This is a genomic window from Ruminococcus sp. YE282 (assembly GCA_900101355.1).
Classification (GTDB): Bacteria; Bacillota; Clostridia; order Oscillospirales; family Acutalibacteraceae; genus Ruminococcoides; species Ruminococcoides bromii_A.
This window is the reverse complement of record FMUV01000045.1, coordinates 1-18,363: the sequence shown is the minus strand read 5'-3', so window position 1 is coordinate 18,363 and position 18,363 is coordinate 1. Positions and strand designations below refer to the sequence as shown.

Below are 18,363 nucleotides of genomic sequence, written 5' to 3'. Positions count from 1 at the left end.
TTCGTCCTACGAAAAAGGAACTAACGAGTGCCACAACAAAATGCTGCGCAGATTTATACCGAAGGGCAAAAGCATTGACGACTACAGCGCTGATGACATCCTCTACTTTGCGGATAAGATCAACAACCTGCCCAGAAAGATTCTGGGCTACAGAACCCCGGAAGAGCTGTTCGAGCAGGAACTCGACCGCATATATGCTGCCGCGTGAGCCGCGTCGCCGCGAGTTTTCCTCGCTCGTCGCTACGCTCCTCCCTCGAAAAACTCGCGGCGATCTACTACAGACTCAAAAATTGTTGCAACTTGCTATTGCAATTTGCGTACATCTTTTTTTCATTAAAATCTGCTTTAATTTATCGTTTTAAAGTTATTAAGAAATCAATTTTATTTTAATTACTTTAAATGCTTAGCATCTTGCTTTGCCGACTTTCCCTTAAAGCGGTAGAACACAACAAAAGCAACAGCAGCAATAATTATAAAGCCAATTACAAAGTAAGAAGTTGTGCCGGTGTTGATAGAACCGTCGGAATTTGTAAAAATAGTGGCAGAATTTGCTGAACCGTTGCCGTTCTGCTGGTGCGGATTCAAAACTGTGCTTTTTGCAGCCACATTGTTTGCAAGGCAAGTCGGAATAGTATAATCCAATCCGGTAGTTCCTGTCTCCTGCTCGCCTGTTTTAACAGAAAGCTCTACCACATTACTTGCAAGTGTTTGAGTATAAGAATCATCAAGTTTATCCGAAAGCTTTGCAGAAACATAATACTTGTATGTTCCGTTTAACTTGAGCGAATTATCTTCATATGAATAGGTATCCGAAGACACATCTGCTATTTTTACAAACTCATTATCACCGGGTGCAAAGCGGTAAATCTCAAAGCCGTCAACGTCATATGAAGGTTCATTCCAATTAAGGTTAGCTTTCTTATTATCATCGCTCAGCTTCGCCGATAATGTTACCGGAGAATACTTGTCTATCTGAGATGACAACATATAATATAGATTTTGGCGTGTGCAATAATTATCAGACGCCTGCGGAATGTAACCGTTATTTCTATATTGCCATATATCAGGTGTGTAATTATCGTTTATTTTGATTTCTTTTGAAAGGTCTGCCTTGTGTAGATAATAAGAATAAAGTAATTTAACATCGGCTTTCAGCAATTTATCAATATTGATTTTACCGAACACTTCTTTATTTGAACAGCAGAATACCGAATAACCGTTCTTTGACATAACTTCGTTAAAAGCAAGAGCAATAGAAGTATTATCATCTGTTGAATAATCCTTAAAACGAACATCGGTCATATCATAAGCTATTGCCAAAGACATTTTATCCAAATAATTAGGTATGTATTCTTTAAGTTTTTTTACTAAGTATTCGGCTTCTTCTTTTGCATCGTTTGCGTTCTTTGCATTTGAAACAAAACTGATACCGTATGGTATATCATTTTCGACTGCGGCTTTGACATCTTTTGCAAATTTTTCATAATTTTGTGAAGAATCGCCGTCTGAATCCGCGTCAGCCCTGATAATGGCAAAGTCTATTCCGATATTTTTCAATACTTTCCAATCAAGCGGAGCTTTTTCTCCGGTTGAATAATCACCTGTGTTTAGCGTTACATCAATACCGTTATAAAATCCGCAGGAAACAGTACACACGTCAAAGTTACCTGTTTGGGTTTTTGCCGTAATATCTGCCTGACCAAGCGAATGTGCCGTTACGACACCGTTTTGGTCTACCGTTGCAATTAAATCATCCGATGAACTCCATTCAACCGCAGGTTTTGATTTTGTATTGTTGTCGCCCACTTTAGCACTGAGCTTCGCGCTTTCGCCAAGTTGTATTGATTTAAATCTCTTATCAAGAGATATCTCAATATTATCCGAGAAATTTTTAAAAGCCCATTCAAAGAGATTTTTTGAATCAATCATCGCATGATTGTCTTTGTCGTCTCCATCGGTGTTTTTTCCACCCAATGCTATACACATAAGCGAAGTATTGCCCTTTGAAGTGCTTGAAACAAGACAGTCCCCTGCAAGAGCGGTATAGCCCGAATCAATTCCGTTTGCGTATTGGTAATAATACTTGCCGCCGTTCACCTTATCAATCATATAATTGGAATTAATAAGCGGCTCTGATTCATTGGCTAAAGTATAGGACTCGGTATTAACTACCTGATTAAAGTACGACAGAGTCTTTGCATATTTGGTAATCGAATATAAATCTTTTGCTGTGGAATAGTTATTATCATCAGAAAAGCCGTCTACATTATTAAAATGAGTATTTTCGCAACCGAGTTTTTCTGCCTTTTCATTCATCATATCAACGAACTTGTCTGTATCACCGTTGCAGACGTAATCTGCAATAATATGCGCTGCGTCACAGCCCGAAACAAGCAACATTCCATACATAATATCAAGTGCAGAAAACTTTTCTCCTATATGATCCTTAAATCCTACAATCGGAGCTTTTTCATCAACGGCTTCAAGCGGTTTTTGGTTTATTTCTATCATTGTTTTATTTAAAGATGATATTTTATCTGCCGCAACAATATAAGTCATAATTTGCGTTAATGAAGCAATTGGACGTTTATCATTTTCGTTATTTGAATAAAGAACATCGCCGTTTTGCTCATCAATCAAATACATAGCTTCTGTATTAATATCAAAATCTGGCTTTTTATTGTCTGCCGAAACCGCAGTTACTCCGGAAACAGTAAGTAATATTATCAGCACAGACAAAAGAATTGATATAGGCTTTTTGATTATTGCAATCATAATACTACCTCGATTTTAGTGCTATATAAAAATATAAATTAGCTTATTTATGAATATGAGTGTTTAATATAATAATATGATTTATAACACATTATAAACCAATTAAACATACGAACTCATCATCTAATACAGTATAACAAACATTGATATATTAGTAAATAGCTTTGAAGAATTATTTTGTTTTTATTCAAAAAATATACTTCATATTATTCTTAATTAGCAACTTTATTTTCTAATTATGACAAAAAAGTAAAAATATTACATTTTTCTTAATTTTTGTAATTATATAATTCTACAAATTTTTTTAAAAAACTATTGACAACATATATTGCCTGTGTTATAATAACAAGCGTTGAGTCGAGAGACGACAAAACAATTAAATATTTGCGAGTGTGCTGGAATAGGCAGACAGGCACGTTTGAGGGGCGTGTGTTTTACGACGTACGGGTTCAAGTCCCGTCACTCGCACCATTTTGAGGCAGTTTTTAACTGCCTCTTTTGTTTTGCCATTTTTTCTTAAAATGCCTGAAAATGGCTTAAACATTGGGCTTTTGAACACTTGCATAGTTAAGTTGAGAAAGGTTGAAATCGGTTAAGACAAGTTAAAGTGCAGTCAAAATTACAGTCAACTGCAGTCACGAATACAGTCAAAAACATAGATTTTTCGTGAAAACATATAGACCGGACAGCTTAAAAGTGCTGTCAAATTAAAGAAAATGACCTTAATTCACTGAATCGTTTGTTTGACAAATCTATTTTCGGCGGTCATATCATAATGAAAAATGTAATCTCGGAACTGTATTACGGCAACATTGATCCGCAGGCGCGCGGTTTCAAAAACGGTAGCTTTTTGAAAAAGCAAATGGCAGTCCTTTCGGAAAGCGAAGCGATGCTGACCGAAAAGCTGACAGGCGAAGAAAAGAAAGCGTTTCTCTCTTTTGTAAATGCTTCTGACGTTATCTTGGGAGAATCAGAACTCGACAGCTTCATCGTCGGATTCAGATTAGGCGCAAAGTTGATTTTCGATACCTTTGTAAATGAAGATACACCGTACGAGGATTTCTTAAAAGAGCAGAGCGAATGAGAAATCCTAAATATCATCTATATCTAACGCACAACGAACGTCGAACCGTTATCAACAGTTTGATTTGCTTGAAAAACGACCTTATTTTACAAGGCAGATACACTGATGGCGTTGATGAGCTGATAGTCGAACTCACAAAGGCAAAGGTCAAGAAAATCAAGATCCAGGAGGTTTGAATTATGCCAACAACTATTACATATACAAAACAGGGCGATTATCTTCTTCCCAATTTGAAGTTACCCGAACAGCCAAAGGTCGAAATCGGCGTTTTCGGACAAAGGCACAAACACTATCTGAAAGAGCACCACAGATTAATCTATTTCAACCTGCTTACCTCGTGTAAGCTCGCGGCATATCTCGCCGACATTGATTCTCAGGCAAATGAAATGTACGATCTGCTCATCCGTCAGCTTTCCGAAAAGGGAAACCTTACCGAACAGCTAAAAGCAGACACCCCGATTGAATGGACGCGCAAAATGAACGCAATCCGCCTCACAGCTACCGAAATCGTCAACAGAGAGTTAATTTACACCTAAAACTTTATACCGCTAAAAACGCCGTTTTAAGCAAAACCAAGGAGGTCAGGGTAATTACCTTGACCTCCTTGGTTTTTAAATAACGTTAACTTTCTTTCTACTCTCCACGAGGATGTTCATCAATAATTCGTTTTTCTTCTTCCTTCCAAGCTTCTTCGTATAGTTCTTTGTACTGAAATCTACCACCACTTGCCAACTTGCGCATTTTACCCACTTCAAATCTAAGATCCCAGCTAACATGTATATGATTAAATTGAAAATAATTACCCTCATCCGTACAAATGGGTATAATTGCTGTTTTATCATTTGCGTTCATTAAGTAGTAGGGATACTGATACTTTAGAATAGTCTTGTTCTGTTCGATGTCAGCTGATGTTTTATCCCAACATAAAAGTAGAAATTGTACACTATTGAATCTAAAAACATAAGATACACGTAAATCTATAAAAGTTTGTTTTTCAACTTTGTTATTTATGTGTACTTGTCCAGTTTCATAATCAATATAGTCAATTGTGCCATTTGAGAAAAAAACTGGTTCCTTGGCCCAACGTAATTTTAGATTTCCCATGAACGCATCCGGTATTGGAGATACATTCACAGCTAATCCGCATAATACAGTAATGTACTCTTTGGGAGTCGTATCACCAGAATCTGTAAGAAAGTGTTTTATTTCCTCATCAAAAAATGAACAATCATCCTTATGTGCTCTCATATCATTAAAAGCATATTTTAATAACATTTTCTGAATCATAGTGTAATCATACTCTATTTCAACTTTATCATTTTCTCTGTATTCTTTTACAAAATACTTTGATATAACGTTTTTAGCATAACTATCAATGTATGATATCCGTTTATTATTACACTCCGAGCAAACATCTTTAACCATAGGATCAGATAAATGAGTTTTTCTGCGCGTTTCATCAAAAGTAATATAGCACTCAGAAAACAAATCCAGTATTCCACTTGAAATAATATGTTCTTTTGTGCCTTTTGTAACTTGACCGCAATATGCACATTTCATATTGTTACCCTCGATTCTTTATTATACTATTATGTTTATATTTCTTGCATTCTTTCTTTAATAAAGTTCGAAACAGTCATACGATTCACTTTAAATATTCGTGCAATCTCGCTTTTAGAAACACCGGCGTCAAGTAAATCACGAATGGTTCTTTCTTTTCCGCTAAGTTTTACGCGCGAGGATTTTTTTCCTTTAGGACGTCCTAAAGTTATCCCTTCAGCTTTTTTTCGAGCAAGCGCTTCTTTTGTACGTTGACTAATAAGATTTCTTTCTATCTCAGCAGATAATCCAAAAGCAAATGCAAGAACCTTACTTTCAATATCATCACCTAAACGATAATGATCCTTAATTGTCCAAACTTTACAGCCTTTGTTCATGCAAATATTCAATATCTCCATTATCATAAACAGATTACGCCCTAAACGGGATAGTTCAGAACAAATTATCACATCATCTGCTTTTACTTTATTTAATAATTTCCCTAAACGTCGTTTATCGTAGTTTTTGGTTCCACTAATAGTCTCCTCAATCCAACCGTCGATTTCCACCCCTTTTTCTTCTGCAAAACGTTTGATTTCAAATCTTTGATTTTCAACAGTTTGCTTATCGCTACTTACTCTAATGTACCCATAAAACATAATCTTAATTCTCCTTTTTTTGATTATTTTTAAGGAGCGTTTATGTTGAGCAGAATAGTTCGATAAATAGTTTTTGGGATTCTGAAAGTTGGGTAATTCTTTTACCTGTTGAAAACAGTATTCGCACAAAGATGAGAACAAAAGGAGTCCCTTTATCAAAATGGAATCTCTCAATTAATTATGGAATTAAAACTGGATGTAATGAAGCATTTATTATCTCAACAGAGAAGAAAGATGAATTGATTTCAGCTGATCCAAAATCTGCTGAAATAATTCGACCGATTCTTCGCGGCAGAGATATTAAACGATATCAGTATTCGTTTTCAGATTTATGGTTAATATTTGTGCCGTGGCATTTTCCACTACAAGATGACGAAACTATTACTGGACCATCTAAAGATGCAGAAAAGCAATTCTCAAGTAATTATCAAGCTGTTTATCAACATTTGTGCTCTTTCAAAGACAAACTATCAAGAAGAAATAAAGCTGAAACCGGTATAAGATATGAATGGTATGCACTGCAAAGATGGGGTGCAAAATATTGGAACGAATTTTATAAGCAAAAAATCGTATACCGTGAGATTAGCGATGCAATGGATGCATGTTTGGTTGAAGCAGACTATATGCTAAATAATAAATGCTATCTTATAACAGGAGAGCACTTAATATACATTCTTTCATTCTTAAATAGCAAATTGTTTTCTAAAATTGTGCTATCCAAAGCGAATGCTACAGGTGGGAAAGGTGAAGGATTCTTAAATGAAATTCTACTTATTCAACCTACAGATAAAATTGAAGAGAAATTAGAGAAACTCTACAATCTTCGACAAAGAGGTTGTGATGTTGATAATGATATTGATAAACTGTTTTGTTTTTTATATGGACTCACTGATGAGGAAACAAATTTTATCATCAAATAATATGTTTTATTCTTATTGTGTGTTTTCAACAAAATTAACTTCTTCTACAGTTAGTTCGTATAATTTATATACAAGATCATTAATTTCTGTTTACAGAATCGAAGTATCTTCTCCGCTTTCTTTAGCCATAAGAATTTTATCTACTATATCAATGAAAACAGCTTGTTCTTTTTCGGGAATTTTTGGAATCGGCAATTGTTCAACAAACATTGGCTTATATTCAAAGTATCCCCCGTTTCGAGTTACGCCTAATTGACGAATATACCAGTCACCTAAATGAGAGTTAAGAACCGCTAAAATGTACTTGTTGCCCGGCACAATCATTGGAGATGGAGCGTTTATGAAATAATCTTTATCCACAAGTGTGTATTGTGCGGCCTGGCAAAGATTTCCCCAAACAATTTTCTGTTTAGAAAAATCGTTCCAATAACTTATGCTATCCTGAGTTTCATACCATTTATTATTTGTTTTCTTACGAGCCTTGATTTCTAATCCATCAGTAAAGTATTTATTACCAGTTTGTTCAAGTCTCTCTATTCCATAAGATAATAAGTGATTTTTAACAGCTGGATACTCTTCGATATCATAGTGTCGGCTTGGAAAAGTTGCAATAAGCCATAAGTTGTCAAAACTATACGTGTAACGTTTAATATCTCTGCCGCGAAGAATCGCTCATATTATTTAAGCAGTTGTTTTTTATAATACAAGCCTTAGTGTTAAATGTATTTTTCCCCTTTTGGAATAAGAGAATATTCACATCTACAGTCGCACTTTCAAATACTTTTTTTCCACTAAAATCTATTAATAATTTTGGGTTAGTATTATTAGCTAAGTATCCTCTTAGACGATTACCATAACCTGCTCTCATCCATTTATTGCTGGTAATATAACATAGAAGTCCATCCTGCTGTAATAATTGATTACCTTTTTCATAAAAAAGGCAATAAATATCACCGGTTCTTGCAAATGTATAATAATTCTGATTTTTGTATAAATAACCAACTTTTTGAGAGTTTTTAGATGATATGCTTTTTTGTAATTGAATATACGGAGGATTGCCTATTACTATGTCAAAACCATTTTTAACGCCAAACATCCAATCTGGTTCAAACCAATTTGTCACTTCATTTTCAAAGGGAGACCAATCCACTAATGCTCTGTATCGATCAGAAGGTGTTTTTCCTAATCTGTCTATAATATCTTGAAACATCCGTTTTTGTATGTTGCTGAATTCAAGTTTTAGCTCTGCTTTTCTTCCTAATTCTGCATTGAAATACTCTTCTCTAACATTTTTTAATTCATCAATGTAATCTTGGTTTTCAAATAAAGACATTTGTGTCCAATCACTTGGGGCGTTTATTTTTGATTCCTCCGGTAATTTTAACAACGAGTTTGCAATAATGAACTTAAAATCAAGATTAGGTAAGGGATTAATACCGCGATTTTCTTCATTGTCGTGTACATGTTCCTCGATAATTAGAGAAAGAAAACACCTTAATCTTGAAATCTCCACTGCAATAGGCTGAATATCAATTCCGAAAATTGAATTTTGAATAACACTTAATTTGCGAATATAGTTAAGTGATCCCGAGTTGAATTTTTTCTCAAATTCCTTCTTGATAAAAATACTGACATTTTCAGTTGCTTTATCAAACCATAGATTTGCTCCCGGATCAAGCTCCTGTAATATGTATACTATTTTCTGTAACATTCCAATGGGGAAGGCACCTGAGCCGCAAGCAGGATCTAAAACAGTAATAGTATACAGTGCATTGATTATTCTTTTCTTTTCCGATTTATTAAAAACTGCAAGATGATCATCCTCTTTTGTATAACTGATTAGTGCAGATAATCTAACTTCATCGATATTGGTTTTGTTTTTGAGGTATTCACACAAACTGCTGTCAACCATATAATCCACAATATCACGTGGAGTATAAAAACTACCTGTGCTCTTTTTAGCATTTTCACCTGTTTCCGGGTTAATCTCAGCTAATAAATTCTCAAAAATTCTACCAAGCATTTCTGGGTCGATTGATAGTTCTATATCGTATGCAGTATTTTCATCAACAGTAAAATTATACTCATTTAATACAGTATAGAGATTATTAAACCACTCGTTAGGAATTGATACTACACCATACTTACCGCATTTGTTTACTATATCATACTTGTATCTGTCGTCGGTATGAGGGCTAAATAATCCTCCGTTTAAAAAAGGTACTTGATTATAATAATCATTTTGAAATTCACGCTTTCTCCAATGCTGATTGGTATTCAACAATTCAAAAAACAACGGTTCAAGAATATGATGATAATAGTTCACAGAATTATTTACAGTATCTGTAGACAGCATATCATCAGGAACCAAAGAAATGCCGTTTTCACTACGCTTTTCTTTTAGAAACCAGCAAAACATGATACGTCCAATCAAACGCACGCCAAACTCAGCATATTTGTTGTGTTCAACTACTCCATGTAAATTAAGCAACTTTTCATATTTTTTACCGTTTCGTTCTCCACCAACTAATTCTGTAAACGCCGTTGCAATTTGAGCGTAGAATTGTTTATTTACAACCTCAACAGAAAAACGTTGAATCAATTCATCAAGAGAATCAACTTTACCTTTTTTAATTAGAAATTCATAAGCAGTTTTAGTCTTCGTTCCAAATCCCAAGCTATATGAGAAACGTCTTGGATTTGAGAGAATTTTTACAATCTTATCTCCATCAAACTCATACTTACTTGTCAATAGTGAGATGCGATAATTTTGAGCATCTGCATTAGAAAATGCAACAAGAGCGTTATTGATTTGCAAATTTCTAAGAATACGGAACATCTCCTGTGTAATACCAACACGTCTATTCTGACAGCCTTCATTGATATATACCTCAAAAACTGTTATGTCGCATCTTTTGGATTCACCAAGAAGTGTTACTTTGGAGAATAGTTCATTATTAAATTCAACTTCATGCTTATCTACTGTATAATCAGGAAGAAGAATTTCACCCATTAAATATTCAAAGTTTTCGATATGATATTCTTTTTTTAATATTTCTTCGGCTTCTTTAATCGTTATCATATCTTAAATCCTCCGTAAACATTATTATTTCGGTTTGAGCATCTATCGATTCAGCTTTCTGTTTAATTTGAATGATATAGTGCACAGGAATCTTTTTCTTAATCTCGGCAATTACATTAGCTACTGTATCAGGCTTTACAACCACATTTGCTAAAAACTTTAGCTCACCATCGCTTAAGTCATCATAGTTTTTTATAACTTCGATCAAGTCGAAAATATAGTCTTTTTCTACAGGATAGATCGCCTTGAGTTTTTCAAGATTTTCAATTGCTTGTCCTTTGCGCCTGTCTAAAGGAATTTTAGAATACGGCTTCTTTATTTCATCTCGAAGTATTTTGAACTTTTTATCTAACTCCCGATCAAACTCATAGCTTTTTTCATCTGCATCAGCTTTAAATAAGCCAAGAACCTGTTCAGCGGAAACAATTCGAGCTTTTGGTTCCAAATCATGCGCTAATGCAAACAGAACATTGTTTCCTCTTTTGGCAAATGAAATAGCACATGGTTGTTCTTGCTTTTTTCGGACGATTCGTGCTCTTTCCGGAATACTAAAAACAATATCCATCAATTTAGAATTGTGCTTAATTAAATTATAAGCGTTTTTGTATTCGTTATCCCAGCTTTTTTCTATCGTTTCTTCATTGGCATCTTCATACTGAGATTTAAAGTAGCTTTGAAGTGTTTCATCAGGCGTAAGTGTACGAGTATCACTGCCAACAATATTATTAATTAATAGCATTTTTAATGTAGAGATGCCTTTAATTAAGGTGTTTTGTTCACCTATATCCGTTGGGAAAAAGTTAAAGATATAAATCTTATCAAACATTTTTTTATTAATTCGATTTATACGGCCTATACGTTGAACAACTCTTGTGGGGTTATAAGGAATATCATAATTCATAATGACTCCTGCGCGGTTAAGGTTAAAACCCTCACTAAGCGCATCTGTCGCTACAATTATGTCATAATCATTTGCCTGTTCGGTAATTGGGCAAGAAGCATCAAAATTCTGACGCACTATGATTCTGTCCTGTTTTGATGCACCACCTGTGTAAAGCAAAGCATTAAACCCGTCATTATTCAATTTTTGATATACATAAGCAGCGGTATCAGAATATGTTGAAAAAATAACAATCTTTCTACTGGGATTATCTCTGATTAGTTTATTAATTTGATTGCTTATCTCATTATATTTCGGATCTTCGCCGACTTCGTCCTGCCCAAACCATTCATTATAAATGTTTTTAAGCAAAACAATATCATTTTTTACTGAATGTATATAAGTATTACTAAACAATTCCTTTGAAAATGGGATTGCTTTCTTTTTTATCTTATCAACATCAATGGGTTCATTGTCTATCTTTTCGATTTCTTCTAAAGTCTCAAGTATTTCTTCCTCATTAGGATCAGGTAAATAACCTCGCTTCTTTATTGGAACATACCCTTTATTCCACCATTTTACAATATTTTCATAAGATCGTATAATACTGGTAAGTGTTAACTTAAAGGCTGCTTTTGAACTTTCAAATCGCATAACCAGCAGTCTTTGTATAAATTTTGCCAAGTTCCCTTGAAATTGCTGGATGTTAATCTCGTTAAATAACTCACCATATTTTTGATTAAATGCTTCCGGATCTATCAAGTATGCCGAGGGGTTATATCGAGCACAAGTAAATTGATTACTTAACTTGTCTAGGGTTGAAATATACAGTTCTCGGATTTTTCCAAGATCATATTCCACTAGTTCCGGGCCAACAACTTCAGGAAACTGTATTCCTTGCATTTTCAAATCATTGCTATATTCTTTTATTTCTTTTAAATCGATTCGACTGCGTCTAACAATCACAGGATCAATTAACAAACGCATTTGTTGGCTAAGAATATTTAATTCAGTTTTTATAGCCTCTGTTAAATTCTTCTTGCCTGCTTTTTCAAGCTTATTGTACTGTGCAATCAATTCTCTGAATCTAACACCTAAATTATCTACTGAGTTTATTGTAGAACGACTAGGAGTTTGAAACAGCTTGATTAATGCAAAAAGATCTTGAGGTCTATTATTATATGGTGTCGCGGTGAGCAGAATTACTTTATTCTCAACATTTGATCTGGTAAGTTGGTGTAACCATTGATAAGAATCACTCAACTCATTACGGTATCTATGTGCTTCATCAATAATGTATAATATCGGATTAGAATCACTTGCATATGTATTATATACTTCTTCAAGTTTACCGCTACTATATACCTTTACTCCCCTTAAACCAAAATCTTGTTGATATTCGTTCCATTGTTCTTCTAAGTGAGGAGGAGCAATAATAACGGTTTTCTTTACATCAAGATTATAAGCTATTGCAGAAGCTATTACCGATTTTCCTAATCCAACAACGTCCGCAACTATGACTCCGTTATTCTTATTGATACAGTCAACGCCATACTTTACAGCATCAATTTGATATTTTAAATTCGTGAATTTACCGTTAGTAATGTCGGCAGGAGTAAAAATATTACAGTTATCTACTGAATGATAAAGTTCGAACAGAATACGTATATATATATGGAATGGTAAAGGTCTCGCAAAAATCCAAAGTCTATTTTGTAGTTCCTTTTCAAAATCATCGTTACCATCTTTGACACAAATATCAATCGCTTTGCTATCATTCCACAAAGACTCGAACTCTTCTTCATATTCATCGTATTTTACGTTATCGCTGAAACGTTCGTTCATTTCGCCTTGTCCAAGAAGACCATTGTAAGTGAAATTTGAAGAACCTGTAAATACTACCCCTTTTTGATCTCCAAAACAAGAGAACTCTGGCTTGTTCGTAAAAATATACGCTTTGGCATGATTTTGTTTTGCAGTTAGTCTGATTTCCAAAGAACCGTCCTTGATTTTTTCGACAAACATTTTGAATACTGTCTGACTATCAGAAGAATCAAATTCCTCGGATAAGGCAGATTTATTAAATAGTTCAACGAAACCATCAATGTATTTATTCTTTTTTTGTGAGTTATTCATGCTGTTAAATCTTCTAACTGCATAATTTTCCAGCGATTCATCCTGTCCATCTTTAACCGCAGAACATAGTTCTTCAATCGCTTCAGGATCAATTGAATTACCTACCAGGATACGAATTTTTTTATCTCTCAGTTCATCTGCAAGCGCATTGAATCCTGAGAAATAGAAAAACGCTGTTAATATATCTACTCTTTCAGCTTGATTGAGTGAGTTCTTCAATGACGAAAGCATTGTTTTTTTGCGATTATCAATTATCGATGCCATATAATTTCCCCTTACATGTCACTAATTGTTATGATCAAGTTTAGTTTCCCATTATCATAAATTATAATACAAGACTTTTTTATTGTAAAGGGATTTCTTGCTTCCTTGGATTCTATATTCATTTAAGCTTTTTATAAAATTAGATACTTGATGATATAATAACAATATTTAACAGAATAAATTTCCATTTTTTCAAATAAAATGTTTGTATTTAAAATCGGGTTCAAGGGTATCCCTTGCGAGCGTGTTTTTACGGGTAGGAGTAAAAATGCACTGCTTGTTTAGATGTAACATGAAGATTTCTTTTTGAAGATGTCACGACTATACAAGCAGACTGTTTTTACTCCTTTCGGCGAAAACAGTAACGTTTGTTAGGGAGAACCCCTAAGTCCCCTTGCCTAAAACTTTAAAACATTTTAAGAAAAAACGACCTGCAAGTGAGTCTCGCAGGTCGTTTTTTCTTTGGATTTTATTTCTGAATCATTGCGTATCTTTTCATGATTAACTCAACAATTTCTTTGCTTCGTACCTTCATGTTGACGGTTTTGAGGACGGTTTGCAGGAGTGTTTCGGTGACGATTGGCAGCTGATTTTTTATACTCAAAGCTAAATAATTTTTTGGTTTTCTTTAGTATTCAAGCAGCCAATCAATCACATTGACCGACTTAATTCCGTCAAATTCTTTTTCCAATCCTGTGTCGAGTGACAGGATTATCTTCTCATAATTGTCTTTGATTTTTTGCAAAGGCGCAAGCTCGCGCTTCCGAACAGCTTCACTGTTCATGGATTCCGTGACCTGAAAATAAATCTTTTCGTTGGCGTTTGAAGCAATAAAATCAATCTCGGAATCGCCAAGCTTGCCGATTGCAACGTCATATCCTCGGCGCAAAAGTTCAAAGTAAACAACGTTTTCCAAGATGTGTCCGCTGTCTCGGTTGCGAAAACCAAGCAAGTAGTTTCTCAGTCCAATATCGACGATATAATATTTGCCGAGCGTGCGCAGATAGTCCTTGCCTTTGATGTCAAAGCGTTTGATTTCGTAGAAAAAGTATGCTTCAAGCAGCGCGTTGACATACGCCTGAACGGTGTGCGCACTCGGTTTATTCTTCCTGCCGTCGTCGAGCAAGCCCTCATTGACGAGCGTATTTCCGATGGACGAAACGGAGATGGAACTGCCGATATTGTCCGCCAAAAACAGAATGATCTTGCGCAGAAGTACGGCGTCGGTTATCTGACGTCTGCCTCTGCGCTTTTCTCTTTCGAGAATGTCACGCACGATAACGGTTGAGTAGATTCCGTCAAGAAGCATCAAAGCTTTTTCCTGCTCCAAGCCGACATCCGCAATGCCGGGCATACCGCCAAATCGAAGATAAGCCTCAAATAACTCTTTCAGTTCATAGCTTTCGCCCAGCAAATCATAGGCACGTCTGTGTGTTCCGCCAAGCGCGCTTGTGCTCTCGCGTATTTCAAATCCGTGGAAATCTATGAACTCCGCAAAGGAAAGCGGAAGCATTTTGACCTCAACGCTTCTGCCCGAAAGATAGGTGGAGTATTCCGAGGACAGAAGAAAAGCGTTAGAGCCGGTGATATAAATATCGCAGTCGATATCCACGCGAAGTGCGTTGACCGCGTCCTCCCAAGCCTCAACGCGCTGTATTTCGTCGAAGAAAAGATACATTCTTTTTTCGGGAAGCAGCTTTGATTGAATATACTCGTAAATCCCGTTTGAGGTCATATCCTTGAAATCATAGGATTCAAAATTCATTTCAACAATCTGCTCAGACGAAACGCCGCTTTCAAGCAAATGTGCTGCCATTAACTTCATTAAACTCGACTTTCCGCAGCGTCGAATACCTGTGATAACCTTAACAGGCTCGGTGTCCTGAAAGGCAATCAGTTTATTCAAATAAAGGTCGCGCTTTTTTAATCTTTTCGTCGGTATCATACACTCCGCCTCCTTTTTAAATAATAATAGCATAAAAATCTTAATATGTAAAGTATTTGCAATGAATAGCAAAAATATTTATTTTAGTTTGCGAATATGAAGATTGGATATTTTTATTTTGATTAATTGGTTGCCAAATCGAAAATAATTGTGCATTAGAAAGTAGAGAGGTTTTTTAGATAGAATGGCTCACGTTGAGATGATTTGGAAAGCATTAAAGCAATTTGATACTTGAACTTTTAAAATTCTTTAAATTCTTTGCAAAAAAATCTGAAAAAGTGTGGAATAAAGGGTGAGGGGATTTTTCTTAAAATATTAGATAGTTGAAAAAAATAATAGGTTGTCAAATTAAAAAAAAGTCAGCAATACAGTAATAGAAGGTTATATAGACTGTATTGCATACGTTTCAGATGATTTTGAAAGCTTTAAGGCAGTTTAATAAGAGAAATTTAAAATTTCTTTGCAACAAATTAAAAAAAAGTGTGGAATAAAAGGGTGAGAGGGTTTTCTTCAAATTACCAAATACCGAACAAGGAGGAATGATTATTATGAAATCAAGTTATCGGTTCTTAAAGGTACCGTTATGTTTGTTTTCGGATTCGTATTCACAGCTATCTGTTGAAGCAAAGCTACTATACGCATTTTTGCTGGACAGGCTGACGCTGTCTGAGAAGAATGGTTTTTTGGACAGTTACGGCGATGTATTCGTGTATTTTACTAACAGCGAGGTGTGCAAAACACTATACTGTGGTTCTCAAAAGGCGACAAAGCTGTTTCGTGAGCTTGAAAAATTTAGGTTGATTTATCGGAGAAACCAAGGCAGAGGTAAGCCGGATGCTATTTATGTTAATCAACTTGAAGAATCTCCAAATTCACTATTCAAGAACAATGATAATCAACATTCAGGAGTAACGAAAACCAACATTCCGGAATACGGAAAATCACCACCAATCAATACTGAATATATCCATACTGAAGATAGTCATATCAATCAATCTATCTCCTATAGTGTGGTGAAAGAGGAGATTGAGGAGCAAATCGAATATGATGTGCTTGCGCAGCGTGATTACGGCGGCGTTCTGGATGAAATTGTAAGCATGATAACCGATACATATTGCTCCCCCGAGAGTTATGTACGGATTGGTAAGCGCGAGATTACGATACAAACCGTTCGACAGCGATTATCAATGCTGACCGCTGAACACATTGAATATGTGATCAATTCACTTGAAAGAAATACAACCGAAATAAAGAATATAAGAGCCTATATGCTGACATCAATCTATAATTCGATAGATACACTGGAAGCCGACGGCTTATACGGCAATTAACGGAGGTAAATTATGGAAGCAAAAATCAAGTTTTTAAGCACAAAAGAGGTTGCCGAGGCACTCGGCTGCAGCCTGCCGACAGCAAGGAATATTATGATGAGAGCAGATTTTCCGCTTGTCAGAGTGGGCAAGAATTTTAAGGTCAGCGAGCAGGCGTTCATAGAGTGGAGTAAAAAACGAAGAATTTAATACTTTAAAGTAAAAAAGCATATTGACGTTGAGTCGTTTTTGCGTTATCATAAAGGTAGTCAAAAACGATTCAGTGTCTTTAGGTTAAGAAAGGACGGTTCATTTTGAAAACCAAAGGCACAAAATCAAAGAAGATAAAATTACCGTATGGTGACGGTAGTATTTATTATGTGGAGAGCCGCAAGCGGTATTCCGGGCAAATCAATCTGGTGATTGACGGCGAGCACGTCCGTAAGACCGTTTACGGCAAGACAGAGCGTGAAACGCGCAACAAGCTCAAGGAGCTGCAAATCCAAGCGCTTGCAGGCAATCTTCACGGCAAGAAGCCGCCTGTTCCTACCATCTTCCAGTATGCTGAGAAGATGATGGACGAACAGCTTGCGCTGAATGAAATCAGGCAGTCGAGCTATGACAGGAAAATGGAAACGCTGAAAATGCTCTCTGCAATTTCCAACAAACCGCTTGACGAGCTGACCGAGGATGATATTATCGCGTTTTTCAAAACACAGCTCGACTATTCGCAGTCCTGTATCAACAAGATGTATCAGCTCCTCGGCGCGGTGCTCAGCAAGGCAACACACCGAAAAATCATTGAGGACAATCCGATCAAGGAAATCAAATGCCCGAAGTCCAACAAAAAGACAATCCCCGTTCGGGCACTGACGGTTGACGAGCAAAAGAAGCTCCTTAACGTGCTCAAAAACGAGGATATTCGCTACAGTGATATTATGCTGTTATCGATGTTTACGGGCATGAGAGTCGGTGAGTGTTGTGCTCTGATGGTAGAGGACATCAACCTCGACGACAGAACTATCAGCGTCAATAAGACGGTTGCACGCGGCAAATACGGAAAAAACGTGTTCAACGAAACTAAGACCTCGGCTGGAACGAGAACACTATTTGTCAATGACGATGTGGCAGATTTTCTGAGAACCATTATTGGCAGAAAGAAAAGCGGCTTGCTTTTTATGTCGAGCAATCACAATCTTATTACCACCAATCAGGTGAACTATTCTTATTCGGCGGCTTTAAAGTCGTTCGGAATCGTTGATAAAACGGTGTACGGCAGAGTGGATTTGCACTCGCTCAGACACACTTATGCCACAAGGTGTATCGAATCGGGAATGCCTGCAAAGGTGTTGCAGAAGATTTTGGGACACACGGATATCAACATTACGCTGAACACTTACTGCTCCGTTTTCGAGAAATTCCGAAATGAACACCTCGCCGTCGCCGACGAATACATGAAAGCCAATAACCTGCAAATCGCGTGAAAAAATGCAGGATTGGCACAAACTGCAGTCAAAAGTGCAGTCAAACCGCGAAAAGTTCAGGCTTTAAGCCATATGTCGCGGTCACTCGCACCAAAAAACCACTGTATTAGATTACGGTGGTCTTTTTTATTTAGGCTCTTTGTCAATAGTTGGGGTAAACCAAAAAATGAAAATGAATGAAATATTAAAAACAAGCGATAGCGTCAAGCTGTCGCTTGTTTTTGACAATTGACAGATTGAAGAGAAAATATATGTAGGCTCAATGTCAATAGTTGGGGTAAACCG

The 18,363-nt window shown here is 36.0% G+C and carries 15 protein-coding genes and 1 tRNA gene; 9 read left to right on the top strand and 7 right to left on the bottom strand.

What is annotated here, in order from left to right:
• Positions 1-208: IS30 family transposase (locus tag BLP46_RS13120; protein ID WP_167669259.1), on the top strand; the 208-nt coding region annotated here is incomplete at its 5' end.
• 182 nt (positions 209-390) lie between these two features.
• On the opposite strand, the gene BLP46_RS11375 is transcribed toward BLP46_RS13120, so the two are convergent.
• A complete protein-coding gene (locus BLP46_RS11375) occupies positions 391-2,775 on the bottom strand; it encodes an Ig-like domain-containing protein (RefSeq protein WP_092979050.1) in 2,385 nt (794 codons plus the stop codon).
• A gap of 386 nt (positions 2,776-3,161) precedes the next feature.
• Between BLP46_RS11375 and BLP46_RS11370 the strand changes: the two genes are divergently transcribed.
• The 4 genes from BLP46_RS11370 to BLP46_RS11355 all read left to right on the top strand — a co-directional run bounded on the left by BLP46_RS11370 (position 3,162) and on the right by BLP46_RS11355 (position 4,395).
• Positions 3,162-3,246 (top strand) — tRNA-Leu (locus BLP46_RS11370).
• A gap of 304 nt (positions 3,247-3,550) precedes the next feature.
• Positions 3,551-3,859, top strand: coding sequence for a DUF6809 family protein (locus tag BLP46_RS11365; RefSeq protein ID WP_092979049.1), 309 nt, complete (start codon positions 3,551-3,553; stop codon positions 3,857-3,859).
• A complete protein-coding gene (locus tag BLP46_RS11360; RefSeq protein WP_092979048.1) occupies positions 3,856-4,035 on the top strand; it encodes a hypothetical protein in 180 nt (59 codons plus the stop codon). The genes BLP46_RS11365 and BLP46_RS11360 overlap by 4 nt, the downstream gene beginning before the upstream one ends.
• 3 nt (positions 4,036-4,038) lie before the next feature.
• On the top strand, positions 4,039-4,395 hold the full coding sequence (locus BLP46_RS11355; RefSeq protein ID WP_092979046.1) for a TnpV protein: 357 nt from the start codon (positions 4,039-4,041) through the stop codon (positions 4,393-4,395).
• A gap of 97 nt (positions 4,396-4,492) precedes the next feature.
• On the opposite strand, the gene BLP46_RS11350 is transcribed toward BLP46_RS11355, so the two are convergent.
• Positions 4,493-5,419, bottom strand: a complete 927-nt coding sequence (locus BLP46_RS11350; RefSeq protein ID WP_092979044.1) for a hypothetical protein — start codon at positions 5,417-5,419, stop codon at positions 4,493-4,495.
• A 35-nt stretch (positions 5,420-5,454) separates the two neighbouring features.
• Positions 5,455-6,057 (bottom strand): master DNA invertase Mpi family serine-type recombinase, encoded by a 603-nt coding sequence (locus BLP46_RS11345; protein ID WP_092979042.1) that lies wholly within the window; start codon positions 6,055-6,057, stop codon positions 5,455-5,457.
• A 131-nt stretch (positions 6,058-6,188) separates the two neighbouring features.
• Between BLP46_RS11345 and BLP46_RS11340 the strand changes: the two genes are divergently transcribed.
• Positions 6,189-6,977 carry a TaqI-like C-terminal specificity domain-containing protein gene (locus tag BLP46_RS11340; protein ID WP_207645237.1) on the top strand — a complete coding sequence of 263 codons (789 nt, stop codon included), beginning with the start codon at positions 6,189-6,191 and terminating at the stop codon, positions 6,975-6,977.
• Between the two features lie 90 nt (positions 6,978-7,067).
• On the opposite strand, the gene BLP46_RS11335 is transcribed toward BLP46_RS11340, so the two are convergent.
• The 4 genes from BLP46_RS11335 to BLP46_RS11320 all read right to left on the bottom strand — a co-directional run bounded on the left by BLP46_RS11335 (position 7,068) and on the right by BLP46_RS11320 (position 15,284).
• On the bottom strand, positions 7,068-7,589 hold the full coding sequence (locus BLP46_RS11335) for a TaqI-like C-terminal specificity domain-containing protein (RefSeq protein WP_318259599.1): 522 nt from the start codon (positions 7,587-7,589) through the stop codon (positions 7,068-7,070).
• Positions 7,590-7,623: 34 nt separating this feature from the next.
• Positions 7,624-10,059, bottom strand: a complete 2,436-nt coding sequence (locus BLP46_RS11330) for an Eco57I restriction-modification methylase domain-containing protein (protein ID WP_092979036.1) — start codon at positions 10,057-10,059, stop codon at positions 7,624-7,626.
• On the bottom strand, positions 10,046-13,339 hold the full coding sequence (locus BLP46_RS11325) for a helicase-related protein (RefSeq protein ID WP_092979034.1): 3,294 nt from the start codon (positions 13,337-13,339) through the stop codon (positions 10,046-10,048). Before BLP46_RS11325 ends, BLP46_RS11330 begins: the two co-directional genes overlap by 14 nt.
• A gap of 628 nt (positions 13,340-13,967) precedes the next feature.
• The gene (locus BLP46_RS11320; RefSeq protein ID WP_092979032.1) at positions 13,968-15,284 is read right to left on the bottom strand and encodes an ATP-binding protein; all 1,317 of its coding nucleotides are present in this window, start codon (positions 15,282-15,284) and stop codon (positions 13,968-13,970) included.
• 548 nt (positions 15,285-15,832) lie between these two features.
• On the opposite strand from BLP46_RS11320, the gene BLP46_RS11315 reads away from it, so the two are divergent.
• From BLP46_RS11315 to BLP46_RS11305, 3 genes are all read left to right on the top strand, one after another.
• The gene (locus tag BLP46_RS11315; protein ID WP_167669258.1) at positions 15,833-16,615 is read left to right on the top strand and encodes a replication initiator protein A; all 783 of its coding nucleotides are present in this window, start codon (positions 15,833-15,835) and stop codon (positions 16,613-16,615) included.
• Between the two features lie 12 nt (positions 16,616-16,627).
• A complete protein-coding gene (locus BLP46_RS11310) occupies positions 16,628-16,804 on the top strand; it encodes a helix-turn-helix domain-containing protein (protein ID WP_092979028.1) in 177 nt (58 codons plus the stop codon).
• Positions 16,805-16,908: 104 nt separating this feature from the next.
• A complete protein-coding gene (locus BLP46_RS11305; RefSeq protein ID WP_092979026.1) occupies positions 16,909-18,078 on the top strand; it encodes a tyrosine-type recombinase/integrase in 1,170 nt (389 codons plus the stop codon).
• Positions 18,079-18,363 lie beyond the last annotated feature (285 nt).